This is a genomic window from Actinoplanes couchii (assembly GCF_016862075.1).
GTDB classification, from domain to species: domain Bacteria; phylum Actinomycetota; class Actinomycetes; order Mycobacteriales; family Micromonosporaceae; genus Actinoplanes; species Actinoplanes couchii.
Map to the genome: position 1 here is coordinate 38,741 of NZ_BOMG01000071.1, position 20,753 is coordinate 59,493.

A 20,753-nucleotide genomic window follows, 5' to 3' on the forward strand; every position below is an offset into this window, starting at 1 on the left:
CTGTTTCCAACGCCGCGACAGTCAGGGAGAACGCATGCTCAACGTCACGAACCAGACGGCTCCTTCCATCGCTCCGGCCCACACCCACCTGCTGGCCGAACTGGAGCGGATCCGCCAGGTCCTGGACGTCCTCCCCCTACCCGACGACACCGCCGCCACCGCGCACCGGGAGATCGGCGAGGCCGAGGTAGCCCTGCTCGAAGCCGAGCCGGACCGCCGCCGGATCACCGGCTGCCTGGAGCGGCTGGCCCTCGCGCTCGCCGCGTCCGGGGCGCTCGACCACGCCGGGCAGGCGCTGTCCACCCCGCTCGAGGCGCTCGCCGACTGGCTCGGCGAATCAGGCCAGTCGATCCGCGACCTCGCCGGACCTCGATAGATCCCCCTCGCGACGATCGGCTTCGATCCGGCCGGTCCGCCCGGCCGGATCCCCGCGGGCATGTATCGATGTATTGACATGTCCCCGCGGGGACTGAAACGCTCGCCCGGGTGGGAATCATCGACCGGCTCGCCGCCGACCCCAGTCTCTGGACCGAGATCACCGCCGCGGGCCTGCCCGTGATCGAGCCCCGGGACGACGGCCAGTGCCTGGTCACGTTCCTGTGGCGCGGCGAAGCCGAACGCACCCACGTGCACTGGGGGCTCTGGGACGACCTGACCCGGCTGCCCGGCACCGACATCTGGCACCTGACCCGGGTCCTGCCCGCCGACCTGCGGACCGTCTACTACCTGTCGCACGACGCCGGCTTCTCCGCACCACCCGACCGGGCCGGCACCGGCACCTGGCACGTCGACCCCGGCAACCCCCGGCACGTGCACTTCCCCGCCGACCCGGTCGACCCCGCCGACAAGGACGGGTGGGTGTCGCTGCTGGAACTTCCCGCCGCCCCCGCCGAACCCTGGCTCGACCAGCCCCGCTCCGCCGACCTGGAACGGGCGGTCATCCACAGCCGGGCCCTCGGCGGCGACCGGCACCTCACCCTCCATCAGCCCGGCCCCGGCCGGCCCGTCCTGGTCGTCTTCGACGGGCACAACGCCCAGAAGGTGCTGCGCATCCCGGAGACCGTGCAGAACCTGACCGCGGCCGGCCGCATCCCGCCGCTCACCACCATCTTCGTGCACCTGCCCGACGACACCCGCGACGACCATCTCGCCGCCGTCCCCGAGATGCGGGAATTCCTCGCCGGGGAACTGATGCCGTGGGCCCCTACCCACGTGGGCGCTCTCCTGGACGGCGGCCGCAATGTGATCGCCGGCGCCTCCCGGGGAGGTCTCGCCGCCGTGTGGGGCGCCCTGGAACTACCCGGCCTGTTCGGGGCGGCCATCGCCCAGTCCGGCAGCTTCTGGTGGGCGCCGCCCGGTGAGGACCCGGAATGGCTGACCCGCCGGGTGGCCGCCGCGCCGGCCACCCGCGGCCGCTTCTACCTGGACGTCGGCACCATGGAGACCCAGCCACTACCCGGCGGCACCACGATGATCGAGGTGGGCCGCCGGATGCGCGACACGCTGCGGGCCCACGGCCACCGCGTCCACTGGTCCGAGTACACCGGAAGCCACGACTACGTGAACTGGCGCCGCACCTTCGCCGACGCCCTCCTCGCCGTGACCCCCTAGCGTTCCGGTCGTCACCCGGCGGAAATTCGGTCGCGGGTTCGGGTGTTGGTGGTTAGCGTGCTTCTCATGTTCACGCCCGGTCTGCAGCTGCCCCCAGTGGTGGCTCCCGTGTGCGTGCCGAGCGGCGCTGATACCCGACTCTGACCCTTCCCCATCGGTGGCAGAACCCCGGGGAAGGGTGGTTCTGCCCTGCGCGGGTTCTGGCGCGGTCCGCCTGGCGACGGGTCGCGTGTCATCACCACGCCTCGCATCCAGTGAGGAAGACGAGAGTCAATGGCCAAGAGCCCATTCGTTCGTACGAAGCCACACCTCAACATCGGCACGATGGGGCACGTCGACCACGGGAAGACGACCCTGACCGCCGCGATCACGAAGGTTCTCGCCGACCGCGACCCGGCCGCCAACCGGTACGTCGCGTTCGAGGGGATCGACCGGGCGCCGGAGGAGGCGGCCCGCGGCATCACCATCACCATCGCGCACGTCGAGTACGAGACCGCCACCCGCCACTACGCCCACGTCGACATGCCGGGTCACGCCGACTACGTGAAGAACATGATCACCGGTGCGGCGCAGGTGGACGGCGCGATCCTTGTCGTGTCGGCGCAGGACGGGTCGATGCCGCAGACCCGGGAGCACGTGCTGCTCGCCCAGCGGGTAGGCGTACCCCACCTGGTGGTCGCTCTGAACAAGAGCGACACGGTGGACGACCCGGAGCTGCTGGACCTGGTGGAGCTGGAGGTCCGCGAGCTGTTGTCGGAGTACGGGTTCCCCGGTGACGAGGTTCCGGTGGTCCGGGTCAGCGCGCTGAAGGCCCTCGAAGGCGACCCGGTGTGGGTGGCGTCGGTCGGTGAGCTGCTGGACGCGGTCGACGGGTATGTGCCGATCCCGCCGCGGGAGCTGGGTGAGCCGTTCCTGATGCCGATCGAGAACGTGCTGTCCATCTCCGGGCGCGGCACGGTCGTCACCGGCAAGGTGGAGCGCGGCGAACTGCGCGCCGGCGAGCCGGTGGAGGTGGTCGGTCTCGGCCCGACGGTGGCGAGTGTGGCGACCGGGCTGGAGACGTTCGGCAAGATCCTGGAGTCGGCGCAGGCCGGCGACAACGCCGCGGTTCTGCTGCGGGGGGTCAAGCGCGAGCAGGTGCAGCGGGGCCAGGTCCTCGCCGCGCCGTCCAGTGTGCGGCCGCACACCACCTTCAAGGCCCGGCTGTACGCGTTGACCAGCGCGGAAGGCGGACGGCACACGCCGTTCGAGGCGAACTACCGGCCGCAGTTCTATTTCCACACCACCGACGTGTCGGGCGGGATGGACCTGGCCGGCCGTGACCTGGTGATGCCCGGCGACACCTTGGACGAGGTGACGGTGACCCTGGGCAAGCCGATCGCCGTGGAGGCCGGCATGGGCTTCGCCGTCCGCGAGGGCAACCGCACGGTGGCCGCCGGCACGGTGACCGCCGTTCTGGAGTAGAGCGAAGGGGCCCCGGGACATCCCGGGGCCCCTTCGGCAGGTCAGAGGCCGGGGACGTCGATGACGATCAGTTCGGTGTCGTCGGCGCGGCCCGGGATGCGGCCGTCGTTGCCGGGGAAGTTGTTGTCGTTGGCGACCAGGACCCGGGTGCCGCCCAGGGGCAGCACCGATTCGACGGACTGCAGGGGGAACGAGAACAGCTTGCCGACGCCGTACTCGCCGGGGCGGGCCGGGGTGGAGACGCCGTTCGGGTCGGCGATGTGCATCAGGTCGGCCACCGTGCGCCGGGGCAGGACACCGTCCGGGCCGGCCTTGTCGAGATCGGTCACCACCAGGCGCTTCACCAGGGACTGCGGTCCCATGCCGTTGTCGCGTTCGATCAGCAGCAGGCGGCGGCCGTCGATCACCGCCGCGTCGCCGACCAGCAGCGACGGGTCGTCGACCCGGAACGTCCAGGTCCTGCCGGTGTAGCGGTTCGCCCGGATGTCGAACTCGTACACGATCCGCCGCCGCTGATCCGGATCGTCGGTGCGGGCGCCTTCCAGGATCGGGTAGAGCGTCCTGCCGTCCCTGCTGACGGCGAGCGCCTCGAAGCCGCGGCTGCTCGGGACGGTGGGCGTGGGCGACGACTGCGGGGCCCGGCCGCCGTCGGCCAGCGGGATCGGCGCCTGCAGCACTTTGCCGGTCCGGTCCACCTTGACCAGGTACGGGCCGAACTCCTCACCGATCCACAGGTTGCCCCGCTCGTCCCGGGCGAGGGATTCGATGTCCAGGTCGGCGCCGGTCAGCAGCCGGTCCCGGGTGTTCTGGTTGACGATCGGGAACGGCACCTTGCGGTCCGGGTCGCGGAAGCTGATGAACCCGTTGACTCGCACTCGGTGCCGCCGGTGGTCGGGGGTGATGTCGTACGCCCGGAGCAGGAAGTCCGCCGAGTTGTTCTGGGCGCCGAACCCGTTGTCCGGCATCGCCAGCAGCCGGTCACCCGTCAGCGGGATCACTGCCGAGAAGCCGGGGATCGGCTGGCCCGGGAACGGCGCGCTGATCCCGTTGACCGGCGCGGTGTCCAGCTGGGTGCCGGAGATCGGGCCGGGCTGGTAGGCGGTCGCCGACAGGATGGCCCGGCTCTTCAGCGTCACCTCGGGCCGGATCTTGACGGCGAGCGTGTAGAGCCGGGTGATCTGGGTGGCGCTGCCGTTGTCGTCGGAGATCAGGTGCAGAACACGACGGCCGTCCGCAAGAACCGGACCGAGCGCTGCCCCTTCGATGTTGTCCAGCAGCGGGTTCGGTTGCGGCTGTTTCGCGGTCGCCCCGGACGGCGGGCAGTCCGCGATGTCCACCAGCAGCTGTTTGCCCAGCCAGGTGCGCGGGTCGGTGACCGTCGACAGGGCCGCGACGCCTGTCACGTCGGGTGCGCCGGTCGCCGACACCCGGTAGACGCGCACGGTGTTGCCGACCCCGGCGGTGAAACCGCGTTCCACCGACAGCAGCTGGTCGCCGCCGAGCGCGACGAGTTCGACGAGCCCCAGGCCGGGGTCGGTGCGGTAGGCGTACTGCGAGGTCCGGTTCCCGGCATAGCGGATGATCCGGTTGTTCCCGGCGCCGTCCGGGGCGAGCGCGCCCTCCATCCCGGCGTAGATCACCCGCTGGTCCGGCGTCGCGGTCAGCGCCTCGAACGTCTGGTTGGTCGTGGCCTCCCCGGCGGGCGCGACCTGGAACCGGGCCGGCACCGGCAGCGAGCCGATCTCGTGCCCGTCGGAGAGCCGGAAGCGCCGGATCGACGGCTCCCTCTCCGAGCTGGCCAGGATGGTCCGGCCGCCCGCTTCGGCGATCAGACCCTCACCATCAAAATCGCTGCCTGTGTACGGGGTACCGTCCACCTTTTTCAGGATGGTGACGCCGGTGATCCGTGGTTTTGCCAGGTTCAGGGCGTAGACCCGGGCCGGGGTGGTCCCGATGTTGTCGACGAGTGCCAACGCCTTGTCGCGACCGGCCGGTGCCAGCGCCGACAGCCCGGCCACCGGGGTGCCCGCGTAGGTCGTCTTGTCCAGCGCGTCGGAGAACCCGAGCAGCGACGCGTCGGCCGAGCACGCGGCCGGACCGGGACGGGTGTGTGCCTGTGCCGGGGCCGCCGGGACCAGGATGATCACGGCGGCCGCGAGAATCGCTCTATGAGTCACGCTTCGACACGATCCGATGTGTCTCCGAACAGGACGTGAACACCGTCCGTGCGCCCGCTGTCAGTGAAGCGGCTTGAAACTCCGCAACCGCAGGCTGTTGGCCACCACGAACACCGAGCTGAACGCCATCGCCGCGCCCGCGATCATCGGATTGAGCAGGCCCGCCGCCGCCAGCGGCAGAGCGGCCACGTTGTACGCGAACGCCCAGAACAGGTTGCTCTTGATGATCCGCAGCGTGCGCCGGGACAGCCGGATCGCGTCCACCGCGGCGGTCAGGTCGCCCCGCACCAGGGTCAGGTCGGACGCCTCGATCGCCACGTCGGTGCCGGTGCCCATGGCCAGCCCCAGGTCGGACTGGGCGAGCGCCGCGGCGTCGTTGACCCCGTCGCCGACCATCGCCACCACCTTCCCGGACTGCTGCAGGCGCTGGACCTCGGCGACCTTGCCGTCCGGCAGCACCCCGGCGATCACCTCGTCGATGCCCACCTCGGCGGCGACCGCGCGGGCCACGGTCTTGTTGTCGCCGGTCAGCAGGATCGGTGTCAGCCCCAGTTTCCGCAGGCCGGCGACGGCTTCGGCGCTGGTGGGCTTGACCGTGTCGGCCACCGCCAGGACTCCGCGCGCTTCGCCGTCCCAGCCCGCCACGATCGCGGTGCGGCCCAGCTCCTGCTGCTCCTGCACCGCTGCGGCGATCCGTTCCGGCACGTGCAGGCCCTCGCGTTCCAGCAGCGCCGCCCGGCCCGCCAGGACGACACGGCCGGCCACGTTCCCCCGTACGCCGAAGCCGGGGAAAGCGGTGAAATCGGCGACCGGGAGATGATCGCCCACCTCGGCGGCGATCGCGCGGGCGATCGGGTGTTCGGAGGCGGACTCCACCGCGGCGGCCAGTTGCAACAGCTCGTCGTCGTCTGCCGGGACGGTGGCGACCAGTTTCATCACGCCCGTCGTCACGGTGCCGGTCTTGTCCAGCAGGACCGTGTCGACGCGCCGGGTCGATTCGAGCGCTTCCGGGCCCTTGATCAGGATGCCGATCTGGGCGCCGCGCCCGGTGCCGACCAGCAGCGCGGTCGGCGTGGCGAGCCCCAGCGCGCACGGGCAGGCGATGATCAGCACGGCGACGGCGGCGGTGAACGCGGCCGTCCAGCCCGCGCCGGTGCCGAACCACCAACCCAGCGTGGCCACCGCGAGCGCGATCACGATCGGCACGAAGACCCCGGAGATCCGGTCGGCCAGCCGCTGGACCTCGGCTTTCCCGGTCTGTGCCTGCTCGACCAGCTTCGCCATCTGCGCCAGCTGGGTGTCGGCGCCGACCCGGGTGGCGCGGACCACCAGGCGACCGCCGGCGTTCACCGTGCCGCCCGTCACGTCGCCGCCCGGGCCGACCTCGACCGGGACGCTCTCGCCGGTCAGCAGTGACCGGTCGACGGCCGACGAGCCCTCCTCGACCACACCGTCGGTGGCGATCTTCTCGCCGGGGCGGACCACGAACAGCATGCCCGGCTGCAAGTTCTCGACCGGAATCCGGGATTCCCTGCCGTCCGTCAGCACCGCGACGTCCTTCGCGCCCAGCTCCAGCAGCGCCCGCAGCGCGTCACCGGCCCGCCGCTTGGACCGGGCCTCGAAATAGCGCCCGGCCAGGATGAACATGGTCACCCCGGCGGCCGCCTCCAGGTAGATCGCGCCGGCTCCGTCGGTGCGATCGATGGTCAGCGTGAACGGGTGTGTCATCCCCGGCTCGCCCGCGGTGCCCAGGAACAGCGCCCACAACGACCAGCCGAACGCGGCGATCGTCCCCAGCGAGACCAGGGTGTCCATGGTCGCCGCGCCGTGCCGCAGGTTGATCGCGGCGGCCCGGTGGAACGGCCAGCCGGCGTAGACCACGACCGGGGCGGCCAGCACCAGACTGGCCCACTGCCAGTAGGTGAACTGCCACGGCGGGACCATCGCGAGCAGGATCACCGGGACGCTCAGGACGATCGCGGTGATCAGCCGTTGTTTCAACGGGTCATCGGACTGCGGCGCTGCTTCCTCTTTCTTGTCGGGAAGTTTCGCGGTGTAGCCGGTCTTCTCCACGGTGGCGATCAGATCGGCCACCGAGACGCCGCCCTCGACCGTGGCGGTCGCCTTCTCGGTCGCGTAGTTGACGGTGGCGCTGACCCCGTCCATCCGGTTGAGCTTCTTCTCGATCCGGTTGGCGCAGGAGGTGCAGGTCATCCCGCCGATTTCCAGCTCGATCAGTGCGTTCTGCAATGTCATGACGGGGTCCTCAGTCGTGCGTGTGCGGTTCTTCCGTCGTCTCGGCAGGTTCTTGCGCCGGTGGTGGCGCGGACGGCGGCGTCACACCTGCCGTCGTCGCGGTGAACTCGGCGGTACGCACCGTGCCGGCGTGCTGGAAGTCCAGGTAGAGACGGTAGACCCCGGGGGACGGGACCTCGGCCCGGAACCGCAGCGCGTCGTCGGCGGTGGGGTGCACGTGCAGGTAGGCCAGATCGCCCTCGCGCAGCACCACCAGGTGGCCGAGCGCGCCCAGGTACGGCTCCAGATCGGTGACCGGCTGACCGTTTCTGGTCACGGTCAGGGCCAGGTCGCTCGGCTCGCCGGGGCGCAGGTCGCCGGTCAGGGTGACCGTGTAACCGTCGACCTCGGCCGTCCGGGCCGGGGGCGGCAGCGGGATCGGGCGGTAGTCGCCCGGGGCGGGCACGTCGACACCCAGCGTGATGGCCTCGGCGGCGTCGGCGGGCTGGAAATCGGCGAGCACCCGATACTGCCCGGGGGTATCCACGCTCAGTGGGATCGTCCAGGTGCCATCGGCGGCCATCGTCGGATGCACGTGCTGGAAACCTGACAAGTCCCTGCGTACCGCAATCAGGTGGAGGTCTTTGTCGTGGTTCTTGCGGTAGGCGGTGACCGGCTCGCCGTCCGGGCCCAGCACCCGGAACGCGAACGGCAGCTCGGCCTGAACCGAGAGTTGCTGAGTCGCCGTCTGTAGCCGGTAACCGTCCTGCGCGATCTGGAGACCGCCCGGAACGTGCGTCGCCGCGGCCGTCTCGCCCGCCGCGTGCGTGTCACCGTGCGCCTCGCCGTGTGAGGTCGCCGGGGTGGGCGCCTGGTCCGGGCCGATCACGCGGCCCGCGCCCGTCGCCACGCCGAAGATCAAGACCAGACCGATGCTGTACGCCGCCAGCTTGGCGGGCGTGGACGTCAGCCAGGCCGGGGCCGTCACGAGGCGTCGCCCAGCTCGTAACCGGCCTCGTCCACCGCCGCGCGCACGGTCTCGCGGTCGACCGGCGCCTCCGACACGACGGTGACCGTGCCACCGGCCAGGTCGACGGCGACGTCGGTGACACCGGGGATCGCGGAGATCTCGGTGGTGACCGAGTCGACGCAGTGGCTGCACGTCATGCCGGTGACGGGGTAGGTCGTGGTCTGCATGGTGGTTCCCTTCGTTCGGTGGTACTACCACCATACAGATACCCGGTAGGGGTATCCCGGCAGGGCTGTAGCATGGCCGGCATGACCAACCCTGCCCCCACCCGCGGCTACACGGCCACCAAGGACAACCTGCAGTCCCGGCTGCGCCGCATCGAGGGCCAGGTCAGGGGCATCGAGCGGATGGTCGACGAGGATCGCTACTGCATCGACATCCTCACCCAGATCTCGGCGATCCAGGCCGCGCTGGACAAGGTGGCGCTCGGCCTGATGGACGGGCACGCCCGGCACTGCATGCACGAGGGCGCCCAGGAGGGCCGCGCCGACGAGATGGCCTCCGAGCTGATGGCCGCCGTCGGCCGCCTGATGAAACGGGGCTGACCGGCCGCTTCTCACCGCCTGCGTCCTACCGACTGCGTCCCACCGGCCTCGCCTTGCCGGTCTCGCCCTACCGGCCGGTAACGTGGCGGCATGACGCAGCCCGCCCCGATCGTTCTCGTCTCGCCGGCCATGGGCATCGGCTCGCGGTACTACCGGCTGCTCGTCGCCGAGTTCGAGGCCCGCGGCTGGGCGGCCCGCGCGCTGACCAGGCGAGGATTCGAACCGGACTCGCCGCCGGCGTCCCGGGCCCACGACTGGTCGTACGCCGACGAGATCGAGGACATGGCCAAGGCCGTCGCCGAGGCCCGCGCCGGACACCCCGGCCGCCCGGTGATCCTTCTCGGCCACAGTCTCGGCGGCCAGCTGGCGCTCGGCCACCAGCTCCAGCACACCCCCGCCGACGGCATGGTCACCGTCGGCACCAGCCTGCCGTGGCACCGCGACTTCCCGCTGCGCGGCGCGCCGCTGGTCGTCCAGGCCGCCGTGATCGTCCCCGCGATGACCGGGCTCTTCGGCTACCTGCCGAAACCGTCGTTCGGCGGCCCCGGCGCCCGCACCATGATGCGCGAGTGGGCCCGGATGGCCCTGACCGGCCGCCCCCCGTTCCCGGCCCCGGCGCCGGCTCCCGGCCCCGCCCTGATCGTCTCCCTGGAGGGCGACCGGCTGGCCCCGGCGCGGGCGGTCGACACGTTCACCCGCCTGCTGGACGCGGACACCGCGACCCGCTGGCACTTCCGCACTGTCGAGGTCCCACCCGGCGCCAGCAACGACCACATCGGCTGGGCCCGCAAACCCGGCCCGGTCGTCGACCGCATCCTCACCTGGTGGTCGTCGGAGGTCTAGCCGCCTTCCGTGGGCCGAACCGGCACGAGGACCGCTGGGGCCGGTGCGCCCCCGCGTCACCGACCACCAGCGATCTACACACGGTAACGGCACCGGCCGGGTGTGGGTCTTGACTTCGGCTGTAGTCGAGGTTGCCGATAAAGACTGCTCTGAGCTGGGAAAATGCCGGTCGTGTGGCGGTGGCGGCATCTCGACCGGCAAAATCTGGGGCCGCGGCGGCAGTGTGGGCCGGGCGGACTACCGGATGGGAACACCTTGGCATCGACCGGAAACACCAGTGGGGACGATCTGCGGGAGCAGCGGGTCCGGCTGGGGCTGACGCAGGAGGACGTCGCTCTGCGGGCCGGTGTCAGTGTGCGCTCGGTGCGGAACCTGGAACGCGGCGCGGGCGGGGTGCCCCGGCAGCGGACCCTGGAGCGGCTGGCCGCCGCGGTGGGGCTGACCGGACTGGGCGGCGCCGGCGTGATCCGGGTGTCGGTGCTCGGGCCGCTGACCGTGCACGACGGTGACCGGGAGGTGCCGATCGGGTCGGCGATGCAGCGCCGCCTGCTGGGGCTGCTCGCGCTGCATCCGGGGCAGCCGGTGCGGGTCGCGGACATCGTCGACGTGTTGTGGGGCGACCGGCCGCCGGCCACCCACACGAACCTGATCCACGTGTACGTCGGCGCGCTCCGCAAGATCCTCGGGGCGTCCGCCGTGGTCACCGGGCCGGACGGCTACCGGCTCGACCTGGAGCGGGACCGGATCGACCTGGCGCGCTTCGGTGACCTGCTGCGACAGCGGGACCACGAGCGGGCGCTGGACTGCTGGCGCGGCCCGGTCGATCCGGTGATCCGTCAGCTTCCGGCGGCGGTGGCGGCCGCCAACCAGCGGATCACCGCCACGCTCGCCTTCGCCGACCAGGCGATCGAGACCCGGCGGTACGACGCGGCACTGCACCGTCTCGGCCCGCTCAGTCAGGAGGAGCCGCTGCACGAGGGGCTGCACGCCCGTCTGCTGCTGGCCCTGGCCGGTTCCGGGCGGCAGGCCGAGGCGCTGCGGCACTACGCGGACGTCCGGGCCCGTATCGTCCGGGAACTCGGGGTGGAGCCGGGGCCGCGGCTGACCGAGGCCCACCTCGGGGTGCTGCGCCAGGAACTGCCCGGTGCCCCGGCCCGCCGGACCGCCGGCGTGATCCCGGCCGAACTGCCCCCGGCGACGGTCTTCCTGGCCGGGCGGGTGCCCGCGGTGTCGAGTCTGAACCGGCTGCTGATCGGCCCGGCGGACGGCCGGCCCGCGATCGCGGCGATCTCCGGCGGGCCGGGCACCGGGAAGACCACGCTGGCGGTGCACTGGGCGCACACGGTCCGCGACCGGTTCCCGGACGGCCAGCTGTTCGTGAACCTGCGAGGGTTCCATCCGGCCGGGGCGGTCGTCTCGCCCGAGCAGGCGGTGCGGACGTTCCTGGAGTCGCTCGGCGTCGAGCCGCAGAAGGTCCCGCAGAGCTGGGACGGGCAGGTCAACCTGTACCGGAGCCTGCTGGCGGCGCGGCGGGTGCTGGTGGTGCTGGACAACGCCCGCGACGCCGAGCACGTGCGGTCGCTGCTGCCCGGCAGTGGCGGTTCGGCCGCGGTGGTGACCAGCCGGAACCGGTTGACCGGCCTGCTCGTGATGGACGGCGGCACCTCGGTCGGCCTGTCGGTGCTCCGGCCCGAGGACTCGTACGCGCTGGTCAGCCGTCGTCTCGGGGCGGCCCGGACGGCGGCCGAGCCGGAGGCGGCGGCGGAGATCGGGCGGCTGTGCGGGCATCTGCCGTTGGCGCTGGCGGTGGTGGCGGCCCGCGCCGCGGTGCAGACGGAACTGCCGCTGGCGTCGTTCGTCGAGCACCTGCGGGCCGAACGGGACCGGCTGGACGTGCTCGGCGACGACGAGGCGACCATCGACGTACGCGCGGTCTTCTCCTGGTCCTACGGGGTGCTGACCCCGGCGGCGGCCCGGCTGTTCCGGCTGCTCGGCGCGCACACCGGCACCGACATCGGTGCGGGCGTCGCGGCGAGCCTGGCCGGCTGGCCGATCGAGCGGGTGCGCGGGCCGCTCGCCGAACTGGTGCGCGGCAGCCTGATCGAGCAGGAGTCGAACGGCCGTTTCACCATGCACGACCTGCTGCGCGTGTACGCGCTGGAGACGGCCGCCGCGGTGGACGGCGACGACGGGCTGCGGGCGGCGACCCGCCGGATGCACGACTGGTACGTGGCAGGCGCGGTCGGCGCCGGGCAGATCCTCGACCCGCACCGGATGACCGGGCGGCTGGGGCGCCCGCCGGTGGAGCCCGCCCACTTCGACAGTACCGGGGAGGCGGTGGCCTGGTTCACCGCGGAGCGGCCGAACCTGCTGGCCGTGCAGACCGCCACCGGTGACGCCGGGGCCTGGTGGGTGGCCTGGGGCATGACCGAGTACCTGCAGCGCGGCGGGCACTGGCCGGACTGGGTGAGCACCCAGTTGATCGCGCTGGCGGCGGCCCGGCGGATCGGCGACGTCTACCTGGAGACGACCGCCGACCGGAGCCTGGGCAGCGCGTACGCCCGGCTCGGTGACTTCGGCCGGGCGACCTCGGCCTTCGAACGGGTCCTCGCTCAGTTCCAGGCGATCGGTGACGTGAGCAGGGCCGCATCGGTGCATCTGAACCTGGGCTGGGTCGCCGACCGGCAACGGGACTTCGCCACCGCGCTGCACCACGCCCGGCAGGCGCTGGACCTGGCCCGGTCGGTGGGCCACACCCGGGGCGAGGCGGACGGGCTGAACACGGTCGGCTGGTACCTGATCCAGCTGGGTGAGCACCGGTCGGCGCTGGAACCCTGCCGGCAGGCGCTGGCCCTGCACGAGGCGATCGGCAACCGGTCCGGGCAGGCCGACACCTGGGACACCCTGGGGTACGTCCACCATCACCTCGGTGACCACGGGCAGGCGCTGATCGCGTACCGGCAGGCGCTCTCGTTCTATGTCGGCGTAGCCGATCGCTATCACGAGTCGCTGGTGCTGAACCACATGGGCGACACCCACCGGGCCGCGGGCGATGTCGAGGCGGCCCGCGAGTCGTGGCGCGGGGCGCTGCTGATCCTCGACGATCTGGGACACGCCGAGGCCGGTGAGGTCCGCGACAAGCTGGCCACAGTGGACTCCGATAAAGTCGATCGATGAGCATTGACGGTCAGGTCGATCTGGAGACCGAGCGGGCGCACGGCGCCCGGATCTACGACTACATCCTCGGCGGCACCGACAACTTCGCCGCCGACCGGGAGGCGGGCGAGGGCTCGCTGCGGATCTGGCCGGCCCTGCGCGCGCACATGCAGGCCAACCGGGCGTTCATGCACCGGGTCGCCCGGTTCCTGGCCGCCGAGCGCGGGATCACCCAGTTCCTGGACATCGGCAGCGGCCTGCCCACCTCGCCGAACCTGCACGAGATCGTCCGCTCGGTGGACCCGGCCGCGACGGTGGTCTACACCGACATCGACCCGCTCGTGCTGGCCCAGGCGCCGTCGATGCTCGGCGCGGCCGGCGCCGGCACGGTCTACGTGGCGGGCGACATGCGCGACCCGCGGACCTTCATCGACACGCCGGAGTTCCGCCGGACGCTCGACCTGGGTGAGCCGGTCGGGGTGCTGCTGATCGCGATCGTGCACTTCATCGAGGACGACGCGGAGGCGCTGCGGGTCGTCCGGCAGGTGCTGGACCTGCTGCCGTCCGGCAGTTTCCTGGCGATGTCGATCGCGACCGACGAGTTCGACCCGGTGCCGCTGGCCCGGGTGCGGGAGGAGTACAACCGGCTCGGCGAGACCCTGATCTTCCGCGACCGGCCGACCGCGCTGTCGTTCTTCGACGGCCTGGAGCTGGAGGAGCCCGGCCTGGTCCAGGTGCACAAGTGGCACCCGGACGGCACCGAGCCGGCCGGCGTGCGGGACAGCGACATCGCGATGTACGGCGCGGTCGGGCGGAAGCCGTGACCGACGGCCGCGCGGGAATCGACGCGGGACTGGTCGGCCGGCTGGTGGCGGACCAGTTCCCGCAGTGGGCCGGCCTGCCGATCGTGCCGGCCGAGTTCGAGGGCTGGGACAACCGGACCTACCGGCTCGGGGACCGGATGACGGTGCGGCTGCCCACCGCCGAGGGGTACGCCGCCGCGGTCGACAAGGAGAACCTCTGGATCCCCCGGCTCGCTCCCGGCCTCCCGGTCGCGGTTCCGCCGATCCTCGGCAGGGGCAGACCCGCTTTCGGGTACGCGTACCCATGGTCGATCCGGGGTTGGCTGCCCGGGGAGACCGCCGGCCGTGCCGGGCTCACCGACCGCACCGGGTTCGCCGCCGACGTGGCCGCCTTCATCCGGGCGCTGCAGCTCTGCGACCCGGTCGGCGGCCCGGAGGCGGGACGGCACAGCTGGTACCGGGGCTGCCCGCCCGGGTACTACGACGAGGAGACCCGGCGCTGCCTGGCCCGCCTCGACGGCCACCCCGGAGTCGACACGGCGACGGCCGCGGCGGTGTGGGCGGAGGCCCTCGCCGCGACGTGGACCGGCGCCCCGGTCTGGTTCCACGGCGACATCGCGGTCGGCAACCTGCTGGTCGTCGACGGCCGGCTGTCCGCGGTGATCGATTTCGGTACGTCCGGTGTCGGCGACCCGGCCTGCGACCTGGTGATCGCCTGGACGTTCCTGACCGGCGACAGCCGCCGGGCGTTCCGCGAGGCGGTGGCCCACGACGACGCGACGTGGGCGCGGGCCCGCGGCTGGGCGCTGTGGAAGGCCCTGCTGGTGCTGGTGGGCGCCCTGGACCGGGACGACCGCACGGAGGCCGCCGACTGCGAGCGGGTGATCGCCGAGATCCTGCGCGACAGGTGAGGTCAGCCGTGGATGGGGGCGGTCAGGCCGGTCAGGGGGGTGCCTGAGCCGTTCCAGGTGAGGGCGACGATCTCGGCGGCGATGGCCACCGCGGTCTCCTCCGGGGTCCGGGCGCCCAGGTCCAGGCCGATCGGGGCCCGCAGCCGGGCCAGGGCGTCCTCGCCGACGCCTGCCTCGCGGAGGCGGGTGAGGCGGTCCTCGCAGGTGCGGCGGCTGCCCATCGCGCCGATGTAGCGGGCCGGCGTCCGCAGCGCCACCTCGAGCAGCGGGATGTCGAACTTCGGGTCGTGGGTGAGCACACACAGGACGGTGCGTTCGTCGACAGGTGTGGACGTCAGGTAGCGGTGCGGCCATTCCACCACCACCTCGTCGGCCTCCGGGAACCGGGCCGGGGTGGCGAAGATACCGCGGGCGTCACAGACGGTGACCTGGTAGCCGAGGAACTTGCCGATCCGGGCGACTGCCGCCGCGAAGTCGATCGCCCCGAAGACGATCATGCGGGCCGGGGCGGCCCAGGACTGGACGAACACCTCGCGCTCACAGGCGGTGACGATCGCGCTGCGGCCGTGGGCCAGCAGACCCCGGGCCTGCTCGCCGGCGATCCGGTCCAGCTCGGGGTCGCCGAGGGTGCCGTCGACCCGGCCGGCCCGCACCACCAGCTGGGCGTCCGGCAGCGAGACGGTGGCCACCGGCCGCCCGGCCGCGATGTCGGCCAGCAGATCGTCCAGCCCGCGCAGTGCCACATCCGGCTGGATCATCACCTCGATGGTGCCGCCGCACGTCAGGCCGACCGACAGGGCGTCGCCGTCGCTGACCCCGTACGTGTGCGTCTGGGATTTGCCGGTCTCCAGCACCTCCTGCGCCGCCGCATAGACGGCGCCCTCTACACAACCACCGGATACGCTGCCCAGAACCTCGCCGTGCTCATTGACGGCCATCGCCGCGCCCGGTTGCCGGGGCGCCGATTTCCAGGTGTGCACCACCGTCGCCACGGCGAAGGCGATTCCGGCGGCCCGCCAGGCCAGCAGCCCGTCCACGATCTCGCGCATTGGAGCACCTTCGGTGATCTGCTCCACGACGTCAACGACTGATTAAGAGAACGCTTAGGTCGCTGTTGACATTGACAGCGGGGAGCGGGAGGGTCTGCCGCGACTCGCGGGAGGTGCAGGATGCAGGTGCCGGCTCCGTTCGAATACGAACGTGCCACAAGCGTGGATCAGGCCATTGGACTTTTAGAACGTCTGGGCAGTTCGGCCCGGCTGGTGGCCGGCGGTCACAGCCTGTTGCCGATGATGAAGCTCAGGCTCGCCAATTTCGAATATCTCATCGACATCAACCCTCTGCACAGCGAACTGGGGTATATCCGCCTCGGTGACGACGAGGTGCGGATCGGTGCCATGACCCGGCATCGGGAACTGCTGGAATCGGAGATTCTGGCCGACGTGTTCCCGATCTTCCGGGACGCCGAGAAGGTGATCGCCGACCCGATCGTGCGCAACCGTGGCACGCTCGGCGGCTCGCTGTGCCAGGCCGACCCGTCCGAGGATCTCTCCGCGGTCTGCACCACGCTGGACGCCAGCTGCGTCATCCGTGGCACGGCCGGCGAGCGGGTGGTCACGATGGAGGAGTTCCACGTCGGACCGTACGAGACGGCCGTCCAGGACAACGAGATCCTCACCGAGATCCGGATCCCGCGGAAGAACTTCCGGGCCGGTTCCGCGTACGCCAAGGTCGAGCGCCGTGCCGGGGACTGGGCCGTGGTGTCGGCCGGCGCCGCGGTGTGGCTGGACGACGGCCGGATCGTGGACGCCCGGGTGGGCCTGGCCGCGGTCGGCCCGAACACCACAGGCATCCCGGAGATCTCCGCGGCGCTGCGCGGCAACGAGCCGAGCGAGGACCTGTTCCAGCTGGCCGGCGCGATCGCGGCCCGCAGCTGCGACCCGTCCACCGACACCCGCGGCAGTGCCGACTACAAGCGCCACCTGGCGGACGAGCTGACCCGGCGCACCCTGCGCACGGCCGTGGAACGGGCGAGGAGCTGAGCATGCAGGTCACGATGACCGTCAACGGGACCGAGTACACCCGGGAGATCGAAGGCCGGATGCTGCTCGTGCACTTCCTGCGCGACGTGCTGAGCCTGACCGGCACCCACTGGGGCTGCGACACCAGCAACTGCGGCGTCTGCGTGGTGTGGCTGGACGGCGAGCCGGTCAAGTCGTGCACCGTGCTGGCCGCGATGGCCGGTGGCCACGAGGTCCGTACCGTGGAAGGCCTGGCCAACGGCGCCGAACTGGACCCGATCCAGGAGGGCTTCCGGCAGTGCCACGGCCTGCAGTGCGGCTTCTGCACGCCGGGCATGCTGATGACCTGCCGGGCGCTGCTGGACAAGAACCCCGACCCGACCGAGGGCGAGATCCGCGAGGCCATCTCCGGCCAGATCTGCCGGTGCACGGGTTACTCCTCGATCATCCGCTCGGTCCGGTGGGCGGCTGTGCACGAGTCCGACGCCAAGGAAGCGGAGGTGGCTCAGGCATGACGACCGTCCACGAGCCCTCGCAAGCCAAGATCACCGAGTTCGAGGACAACGACCAGAAGCCGGTCGGGTTCGGCCGGATGCTGCGCAAGGAGGACGCGCGCCTGCTCCGCGGCCGCGGCCGGTTCGTCGACGACGTGCAGCTGCCCGGCATGCTGCACCTGGCGATCCTGCGCTCGCCGTTCGCGCACGCGACCATCGTCAGCATCGACACCAGCGCCGCCGAGGCGTCCCCGGGGGTCAAGGCGGTCGTCACCGGCGAGACGCTGAAGGGTCTGGGCCTGGCCTGGATGCCGACGCTCTCCAACGACGTGCAGGCCGTGCTGGCCACCGACAAGGTGCGCTTCCAGGGCCAGGAGGTGGCGTTCGTCGTCGCCGAGGACCGGTACAAGGCCCGCGACGCCCTGGAACTGATCGACGTCGAGTACGACGTGCTCGACCCGGTGGTGGACGTCCGCAAGGCCCTGGAGCCGGACGCCCCGATCATCCGTACCGACCTCGAGGGCAAGACGAACAACCACGTCTTCGACTGGGAGACCGGCGACGAGGCGGAGACCGACGCGGTCTTCGCCAGGGCCGACGTCATCGTCAAAGAGGACATCGTCTACCCGCGGGTGCACCCGGCGCCGATGGAGACCTGCGGCTCGGTCGCCGACTTCGATCCGGTCGAGGGCAAGCTCAAGCTCTGGTCCACCACCCAGGCCCCGCACGCGCACCGCACCCTGTACGCGATCGTCGCCGGCCTGCCCGAGCACAAGATCCAGGTGATCGCGCCGGACATCGGCGGCGGCTTCGGCAACAAGGTGCCGATCTACCCCGGCTACGTGCTCTCCATCGTCGGCTCCATCGTCACCGGCAAGCCGGTGAAGTGGATGGAGGACCGCTCGGAGAACCTGATCAGCACCGGTTTCGCCCGCGATTACATCATGCGGGCCGAGATCGCGGCCACGGCCGAGGGCAAGATCCTCGGCATCCGGACCAACGTGCTCGCCGACCACGGCGCGTTCAACGGCACCGCGGCCCCGGTGAAGTACCCGGCCGGCTTCTTCGGCGTCTTCACCGGCAGCTACGACCTGGAGGCCGCGCACTGCAAGATGACCGCGGTCTACACGAACAAGGCACCGGGCGGGGTGGCCTACGCCTGCTCGTTCCGGATCACCGAGGCCGTCTACCTGGTCGAGCGGATCGTCGACGCCCTCGCCTACGAGCTGGCGATGGACCCGGCGGAACTGCGCCTGAAGAACTTCATCCAGCCCGAGCAGTTCCCGTACGCCACCAAGACCGGCTGGGTCTACGACTCGGGTGACTACGAGCCCACCATGCGCCTGGCCATGGAGATGGCGGGCTACGACGAGTTGCGCAAGGAGCAGGCGGAGAAGCGGGCCCGCGGCGAGCTGATGGGCATCGGCATCTCGTTCTTCACCGAGGCGGTCGGCGCCGGCCCGCGCAAGGACATGGACATCCTCGGCCTGGGCATGGCCGACGGCTGTGAGCTGCGGATCCACCCGACCGGCAAGGCGGTCGTCCGGCTCTCGGTGAAGACCCAGGGCCAGGGGCACGAGACCACGTTCGCGCAGATCATCGCCGAAGAGCTGGGCATCCCGCCGGACGACATCGACGTGGTGCACGGCGACACCGACAACACCCCGTTCGGTCTGGGCACCTACGGTTCCCGGTCGACGCCGGTGTCCGGCGCCGCGGCCGCGCTCGTCGCCCGCAAGGTGCGCGACAAGGCGAAGCTGATCGCCTCGGCGATGCTGGAGGTGTCGGTCGCCGACATCGACTGGGTCAAGGGCTCGTTCCAGGTCAAGGGCGACCCGGGCAAGGCGGTCACGATCCAGGAGATCGCGTTCAAGGCGCACGGCGCCGGCGACCTCCCGGAGGGCATCGAGGGCGGCCTCGAAGCGCAGATCTGCTACAACCCGTCGAACCTGACCTACCCGCACGGGGCGTACATCTGCGTCGTCGACATCGACCCGGGCACCGCCGAGGTCAAGGTCCGCCGCTTCATCGCGGTGGACGACTGCGGCACCCGGATCAACCCGATGATCATCGAGGGCCAGGTGCACGGCGGCCTCACCGACGGGGTCGGCATGGCCCTGATGGAGATGATCTCCTTCGACGAGGACGGCAACTGCCTGGGCGCCTCGCTGATGGACTACCTGATCCCGACCGCCCTGGAAGTGCCCGACTGGGAGACCGGCTTCACCGTCACCCCGTCGCCGCACCACCCGATCGGCGCCAAGGGCATCGGCGAGTCCGCGACCGTCGGCTCGCCGCCGGCGATCGTGAACGCGGTCGTCGACGCGCTCAAGCCGTTCGGCATCCGGCACGCCGACATGCCGCTCACCCCGTCCCGCGTGTGGGACGCGATGCGCGGCCAGGCCACCCCGCCGATCTAGCGACACCCGGCCGGGTGGGATCCAGGCCCCCGGATCCCACCCGGCCATCTCTCCTACCAGGAGCATCTCCCGCAAGGAGCGAAAGATGACGACGAGTACCGCCGAGCGGGCCCGCGAGCTGACCGCCGCGCGCCACCCGTTCGTGCACGCCACCGTGGTCCGCGCCCAGGAACCCACCTCGGCCCGGGCCGGCGACGACGCGGTCATCCTCGCCGACGGGTCCATCGAGGGCTTCGTCGGCGGGGTGTGCGCGGAGACGTCGGTGCGGGCCGCGGCCATGGACACGCTGCGCACCGGCGACTCCCTGCTGCTGCGGGTGCTGCCCGAGGACTCCGCGGAATTCCCGGAGGCGCCCGGCGCGCTCGTCGTCATGAACCCCTGCCACTCCGGCGGGGCCATAGAGATCTTCCTGCGCCCGGTGCTGCCGAAGACGCTGATCGGCGTCTCCGGCACCAGCCCGATCGGGCGGGCGGTGACCGAACTGGCAGGCTTCCTCGACCTCGAGGTGTCCGAGAACTATCAGGGTGCTGCCGCGGTCGTGGTCGCCGGTCTGGGACGCGACGAGGAACGCGCCATCCGGGCCGCGCTGGACGCGGGTGTGCCCCTGATCGCGCTGGTCGCCAGCCACACCCGGTCGGTGATCCTGCTCGACGCGATGGAACTGACCCCGGCCGAGCGCGACCGGGTCCACCCCCATGCCGGGATCGACATCGGTGCCCGTACGCCCAAGGAAATCGCACTTTCGGTCCTGGCCGAGATCGTCCAGCAGCTGCGCAAGGGCAGCCTGGACGTGGCCGCTGCCCCTACCAGGGCCGAACCCGAGTTCGTGGCCGGTCCGACTCTGCCCGTCGGGCCGGCCACGACCCCTGCCCCCACGCCCGTATCGCCCGCATCGGGCGCATCGGTCGCGGAGACGGCTGTCGACCCGGTCTGCGGCATGACCGTCGTCATCGGACCGGACACCCCGCACGGGGTGGTCGACGGCCGGGACTTCTGGTTCTGCTGCCCGGGCTGCTTGCGAAAATACACGAAGGCCTGAATCG

General features: G+C 71.5%; 17 protein-coding genes. 12 read left to right on the forward strand and 5 right to left on the reverse strand.

All coding sequences use genetic code 11. The features are described from left to right. Positions 1-34 precede the first annotated feature (34 nt). From Aco03nite_RS28360 to tuf, 3 genes are all read left to right on the forward strand, one after another. Complete coding sequence (locus Aco03nite_RS28360; protein ID WP_203799904.1) at positions 35-376, forward strand: hypothetical protein; 342 nt, start codon at positions 35-37, stop codon at positions 374-376. Between the two features lie 110 nt (positions 377-486). Beyond that, entirely contained in the window at positions 487-1,611 is a 1,125-nt protein-coding gene (locus Aco03nite_RS28365) for an alpha/beta hydrolase-fold protein (protein ID WP_203799905.1), read from the forward strand. A 273-nt stretch (positions 1,612-1,884) separates the two neighbouring features. Continuing rightward, entirely contained in the window at positions 1,885-3,075 is a 1,191-nt protein-coding gene (tuf, locus tag Aco03nite_RS28370) for an elongation factor Tu (RefSeq protein ID WP_203799906.1), read from the forward strand. A 41-nt stretch (positions 3,076-3,116) separates the two neighbouring features. On the opposite strand, the gene Aco03nite_RS28375 is transcribed toward tuf, so the two are convergent. Genes Aco03nite_RS28375 through Aco03nite_RS28390 form a run of 4 tightly spaced genes read right to left on the reverse strand, consistent with a single transcriptional unit; the run spans position 3,117 to position 8,684 of the window. Further along, positions 3,117-5,252, reverse strand: a complete 2,136-nt coding sequence (locus Aco03nite_RS28375; RefSeq protein WP_239145497.1) for an esterase-like activity of phytase family protein — start codon at positions 5,250-5,252, stop codon at positions 3,117-3,119. 60 nt (positions 5,253-5,312) lie between these two features. Then, positions 5,313-7,508: a heavy metal translocating P-type ATPase gene (locus Aco03nite_RS28380; RefSeq protein WP_203799908.1), complete on the reverse strand. Its 2,196-nt coding sequence runs from the start codon at positions 7,506-7,508 to the stop codon at positions 5,313-5,315. A 10-nt stretch (positions 7,509-7,518) separates the two neighbouring features. Continuing rightward, a complete protein-coding gene (locus Aco03nite_RS28385; RefSeq protein ID WP_239145498.1) occupies positions 7,519-8,475 on the reverse strand; it encodes a DUF8832 domain-containing protein in 957 nt (318 codons plus the stop codon). Beyond that, positions 8,472-8,684, reverse strand: a complete 213-nt coding sequence (locus tag Aco03nite_RS28390; protein WP_203799911.1) for a heavy-metal-associated domain-containing protein — start codon at positions 8,682-8,684, stop codon at positions 8,472-8,474. The genes Aco03nite_RS28385 and Aco03nite_RS28390 overlap by 4 nt, the downstream gene beginning before the upstream one ends. Positions 8,685-8,765: 81 nt before the next feature. Between Aco03nite_RS28390 and Aco03nite_RS28395 the strand changes: the two genes are divergently transcribed. From Aco03nite_RS28395 to Aco03nite_RS28415, 5 genes are all read left to right on the forward strand, one after another. Continuing rightward, complete coding sequence (locus Aco03nite_RS28395; protein WP_203799914.1) at positions 8,766-9,062, forward strand: metal-sensitive transcriptional regulator; 297 nt, start codon at positions 8,766-8,768, stop codon at positions 9,060-9,062. Positions 9,063-9,152: 90 nt separating this feature from the next. After that, the gene (locus tag Aco03nite_RS28400; RefSeq protein ID WP_203799919.1) at positions 9,153-9,905 is read left to right on the forward strand and encodes an alpha/beta fold hydrolase; all 753 of its coding nucleotides are present in this window, start codon (positions 9,153-9,155) and stop codon (positions 9,903-9,905) included. 255 nt (positions 9,906-10,160) lie between these two features. Continuing rightward, positions 10,161-13,082 (forward strand): BTAD domain-containing putative transcriptional regulator, encoded by a 2,922-nt coding sequence (locus Aco03nite_RS28405; RefSeq protein WP_203799921.1) that lies wholly within the window; start codon positions 10,161-10,163, stop codon positions 13,080-13,082. Further along, entirely contained in the window at positions 13,079-13,885 is an 807-nt protein-coding gene (locus tag Aco03nite_RS28410; RefSeq protein WP_203799924.1) for an SAM-dependent methyltransferase, read from the forward strand. The genes Aco03nite_RS28405 and Aco03nite_RS28410 overlap by 4 nt, the downstream gene beginning before the upstream one ends. After that, positions 13,882-14,775: an aminoglycoside phosphotransferase family protein gene (locus Aco03nite_RS28415; protein WP_203799927.1), complete on the forward strand. Its 894-nt coding sequence runs from the start codon at positions 13,882-13,884 to the stop codon at positions 14,773-14,775. The genes Aco03nite_RS28410 and Aco03nite_RS28415 overlap by 4 nt, the downstream gene beginning before the upstream one ends. A gap of 2 nt (positions 14,776-14,777) precedes the next feature. Here Aco03nite_RS28415 and Aco03nite_RS28420 read toward each other — a convergent pair whose 3' ends face one another. Next, positions 14,778-15,824, reverse strand: a complete 1,047-nt coding sequence (locus Aco03nite_RS28420) for an XdhC family protein (protein WP_203799929.1) — start codon at positions 15,822-15,824, stop codon at positions 14,778-14,780. Between the two features lie 120 nt (positions 15,825-15,944). On the opposite strand from Aco03nite_RS28420, the gene Aco03nite_RS28425 reads away from it, so the two are divergent. The 4 genes from Aco03nite_RS28425 to Aco03nite_RS28440 all read left to right on the forward strand — a co-directional run bounded on the left by Aco03nite_RS28425 (position 15,945) and on the right by Aco03nite_RS28440 (position 20,749). Then, a complete protein-coding gene (locus Aco03nite_RS28425; protein WP_203799931.1) occupies positions 15,945-16,817 on the forward strand; it encodes an FAD binding domain-containing protein in 873 nt (290 codons plus the stop codon). Positions 16,818-16,819: 2 nt separating this feature from the next. Beyond that, the gene (locus Aco03nite_RS28430) at positions 16,820-17,311 is read left to right on the forward strand and encodes a (2Fe-2S)-binding protein (protein WP_203799933.1); all 492 of its coding nucleotides are present in this window, start codon (positions 16,820-16,822) and stop codon (positions 17,309-17,311) included. Next, positions 17,308-19,710 (forward strand): aerobic carbon-monoxide dehydrogenase large subunit, encoded by a 2,403-nt coding sequence (locus Aco03nite_RS28435; protein WP_203799936.1) that lies wholly within the window; start codon positions 17,308-17,310, stop codon positions 19,708-19,710. Before Aco03nite_RS28430 ends, Aco03nite_RS28435 begins: the two co-directional genes overlap by 4 nt. Before the next feature lie 85 nt (positions 19,711-19,795). After that, positions 19,796-20,749, forward strand: a complete 954-nt coding sequence (locus Aco03nite_RS28440) for an XdhC family protein (protein ID WP_203799938.1) — start codon at positions 19,796-19,798, stop codon at positions 20,747-20,749. Positions 20,750-20,753 lie beyond the last annotated feature (4 nt).

Bases quoted from the DNA above. Each gene is read 5' to 3' on its own strand.
- Aco03nite_RS28360 (WP_203799904.1), top strand. From the start codon at position 35: ATGCTCAACGTCACGAACCAGACGGCTCCTTCCATCGCTCCGGCCCAC.
- Aco03nite_RS28430 (WP_203799933.1), top strand. From the start codon at position 16,820: ATGCAGGTCACGATGACCGTCAACGGGACCGAGTACACCCGGGAGATC.
- tuf (WP_203799906.1), top strand. From the start codon at position 1,885: ATGGCCAAGAGCCCATTCGTTCGTACGAAGCCACACCTCAACATCGGC.
- Aco03nite_RS28390 (WP_203799911.1), bottom strand. From the start codon at position 8,684: ATGCAGACCACGACCTACCCCGTCACCGGCATGACGTGCAGCCACTGC.
- Aco03nite_RS28400 (WP_203799919.1), top strand. From the start codon at position 9,153: ATGACGCAGCCCGCCCCGATCGTTCTCGTCTCGCCGGCCATGGGCATC.
- Aco03nite_RS28410 (WP_203799924.1), top strand. From the start codon at position 13,079: ATGAGCATTGACGGTCAGGTCGATCTGGAGACCGAGCGGGCGCACGGC.
- Aco03nite_RS28380 (WP_203799908.1), bottom strand. From the start codon at position 7,508: ATGACATTGCAGAACGCACTGATCGAGCTGGAAATCGGCGGGATGACC.
- Aco03nite_RS28420 (WP_203799929.1), bottom strand. From the start codon at position 15,824: ATGCGCGAGATCGTGGACGGGCTGCTGGCCTGGCGGGCCGCCGGAATC.
- Aco03nite_RS28395 (WP_203799914.1), top strand. From the start codon at position 8,766: ATGACCAACCCTGCCCCCACCCGCGGCTACACGGCCACCAAGGACAAC.
- Aco03nite_RS28425 (WP_203799931.1), top strand. From the start codon at position 15,945: ATGCAGGTGCCGGCTCCGTTCGAATACGAACGTGCCACAAGCGTGGAT.
- Aco03nite_RS28440 (WP_203799938.1), top strand. From the start codon at position 19,796: ATGACGACGAGTACCGCCGAGCGGGCCCGCGAGCTGACCGCCGCGCGC.
- Aco03nite_RS28435 (WP_203799936.1), top strand. From the start codon at position 17,308: ATGACGACCGTCCACGAGCCCTCGCAAGCCAAGATCACCGAGTTCGAG.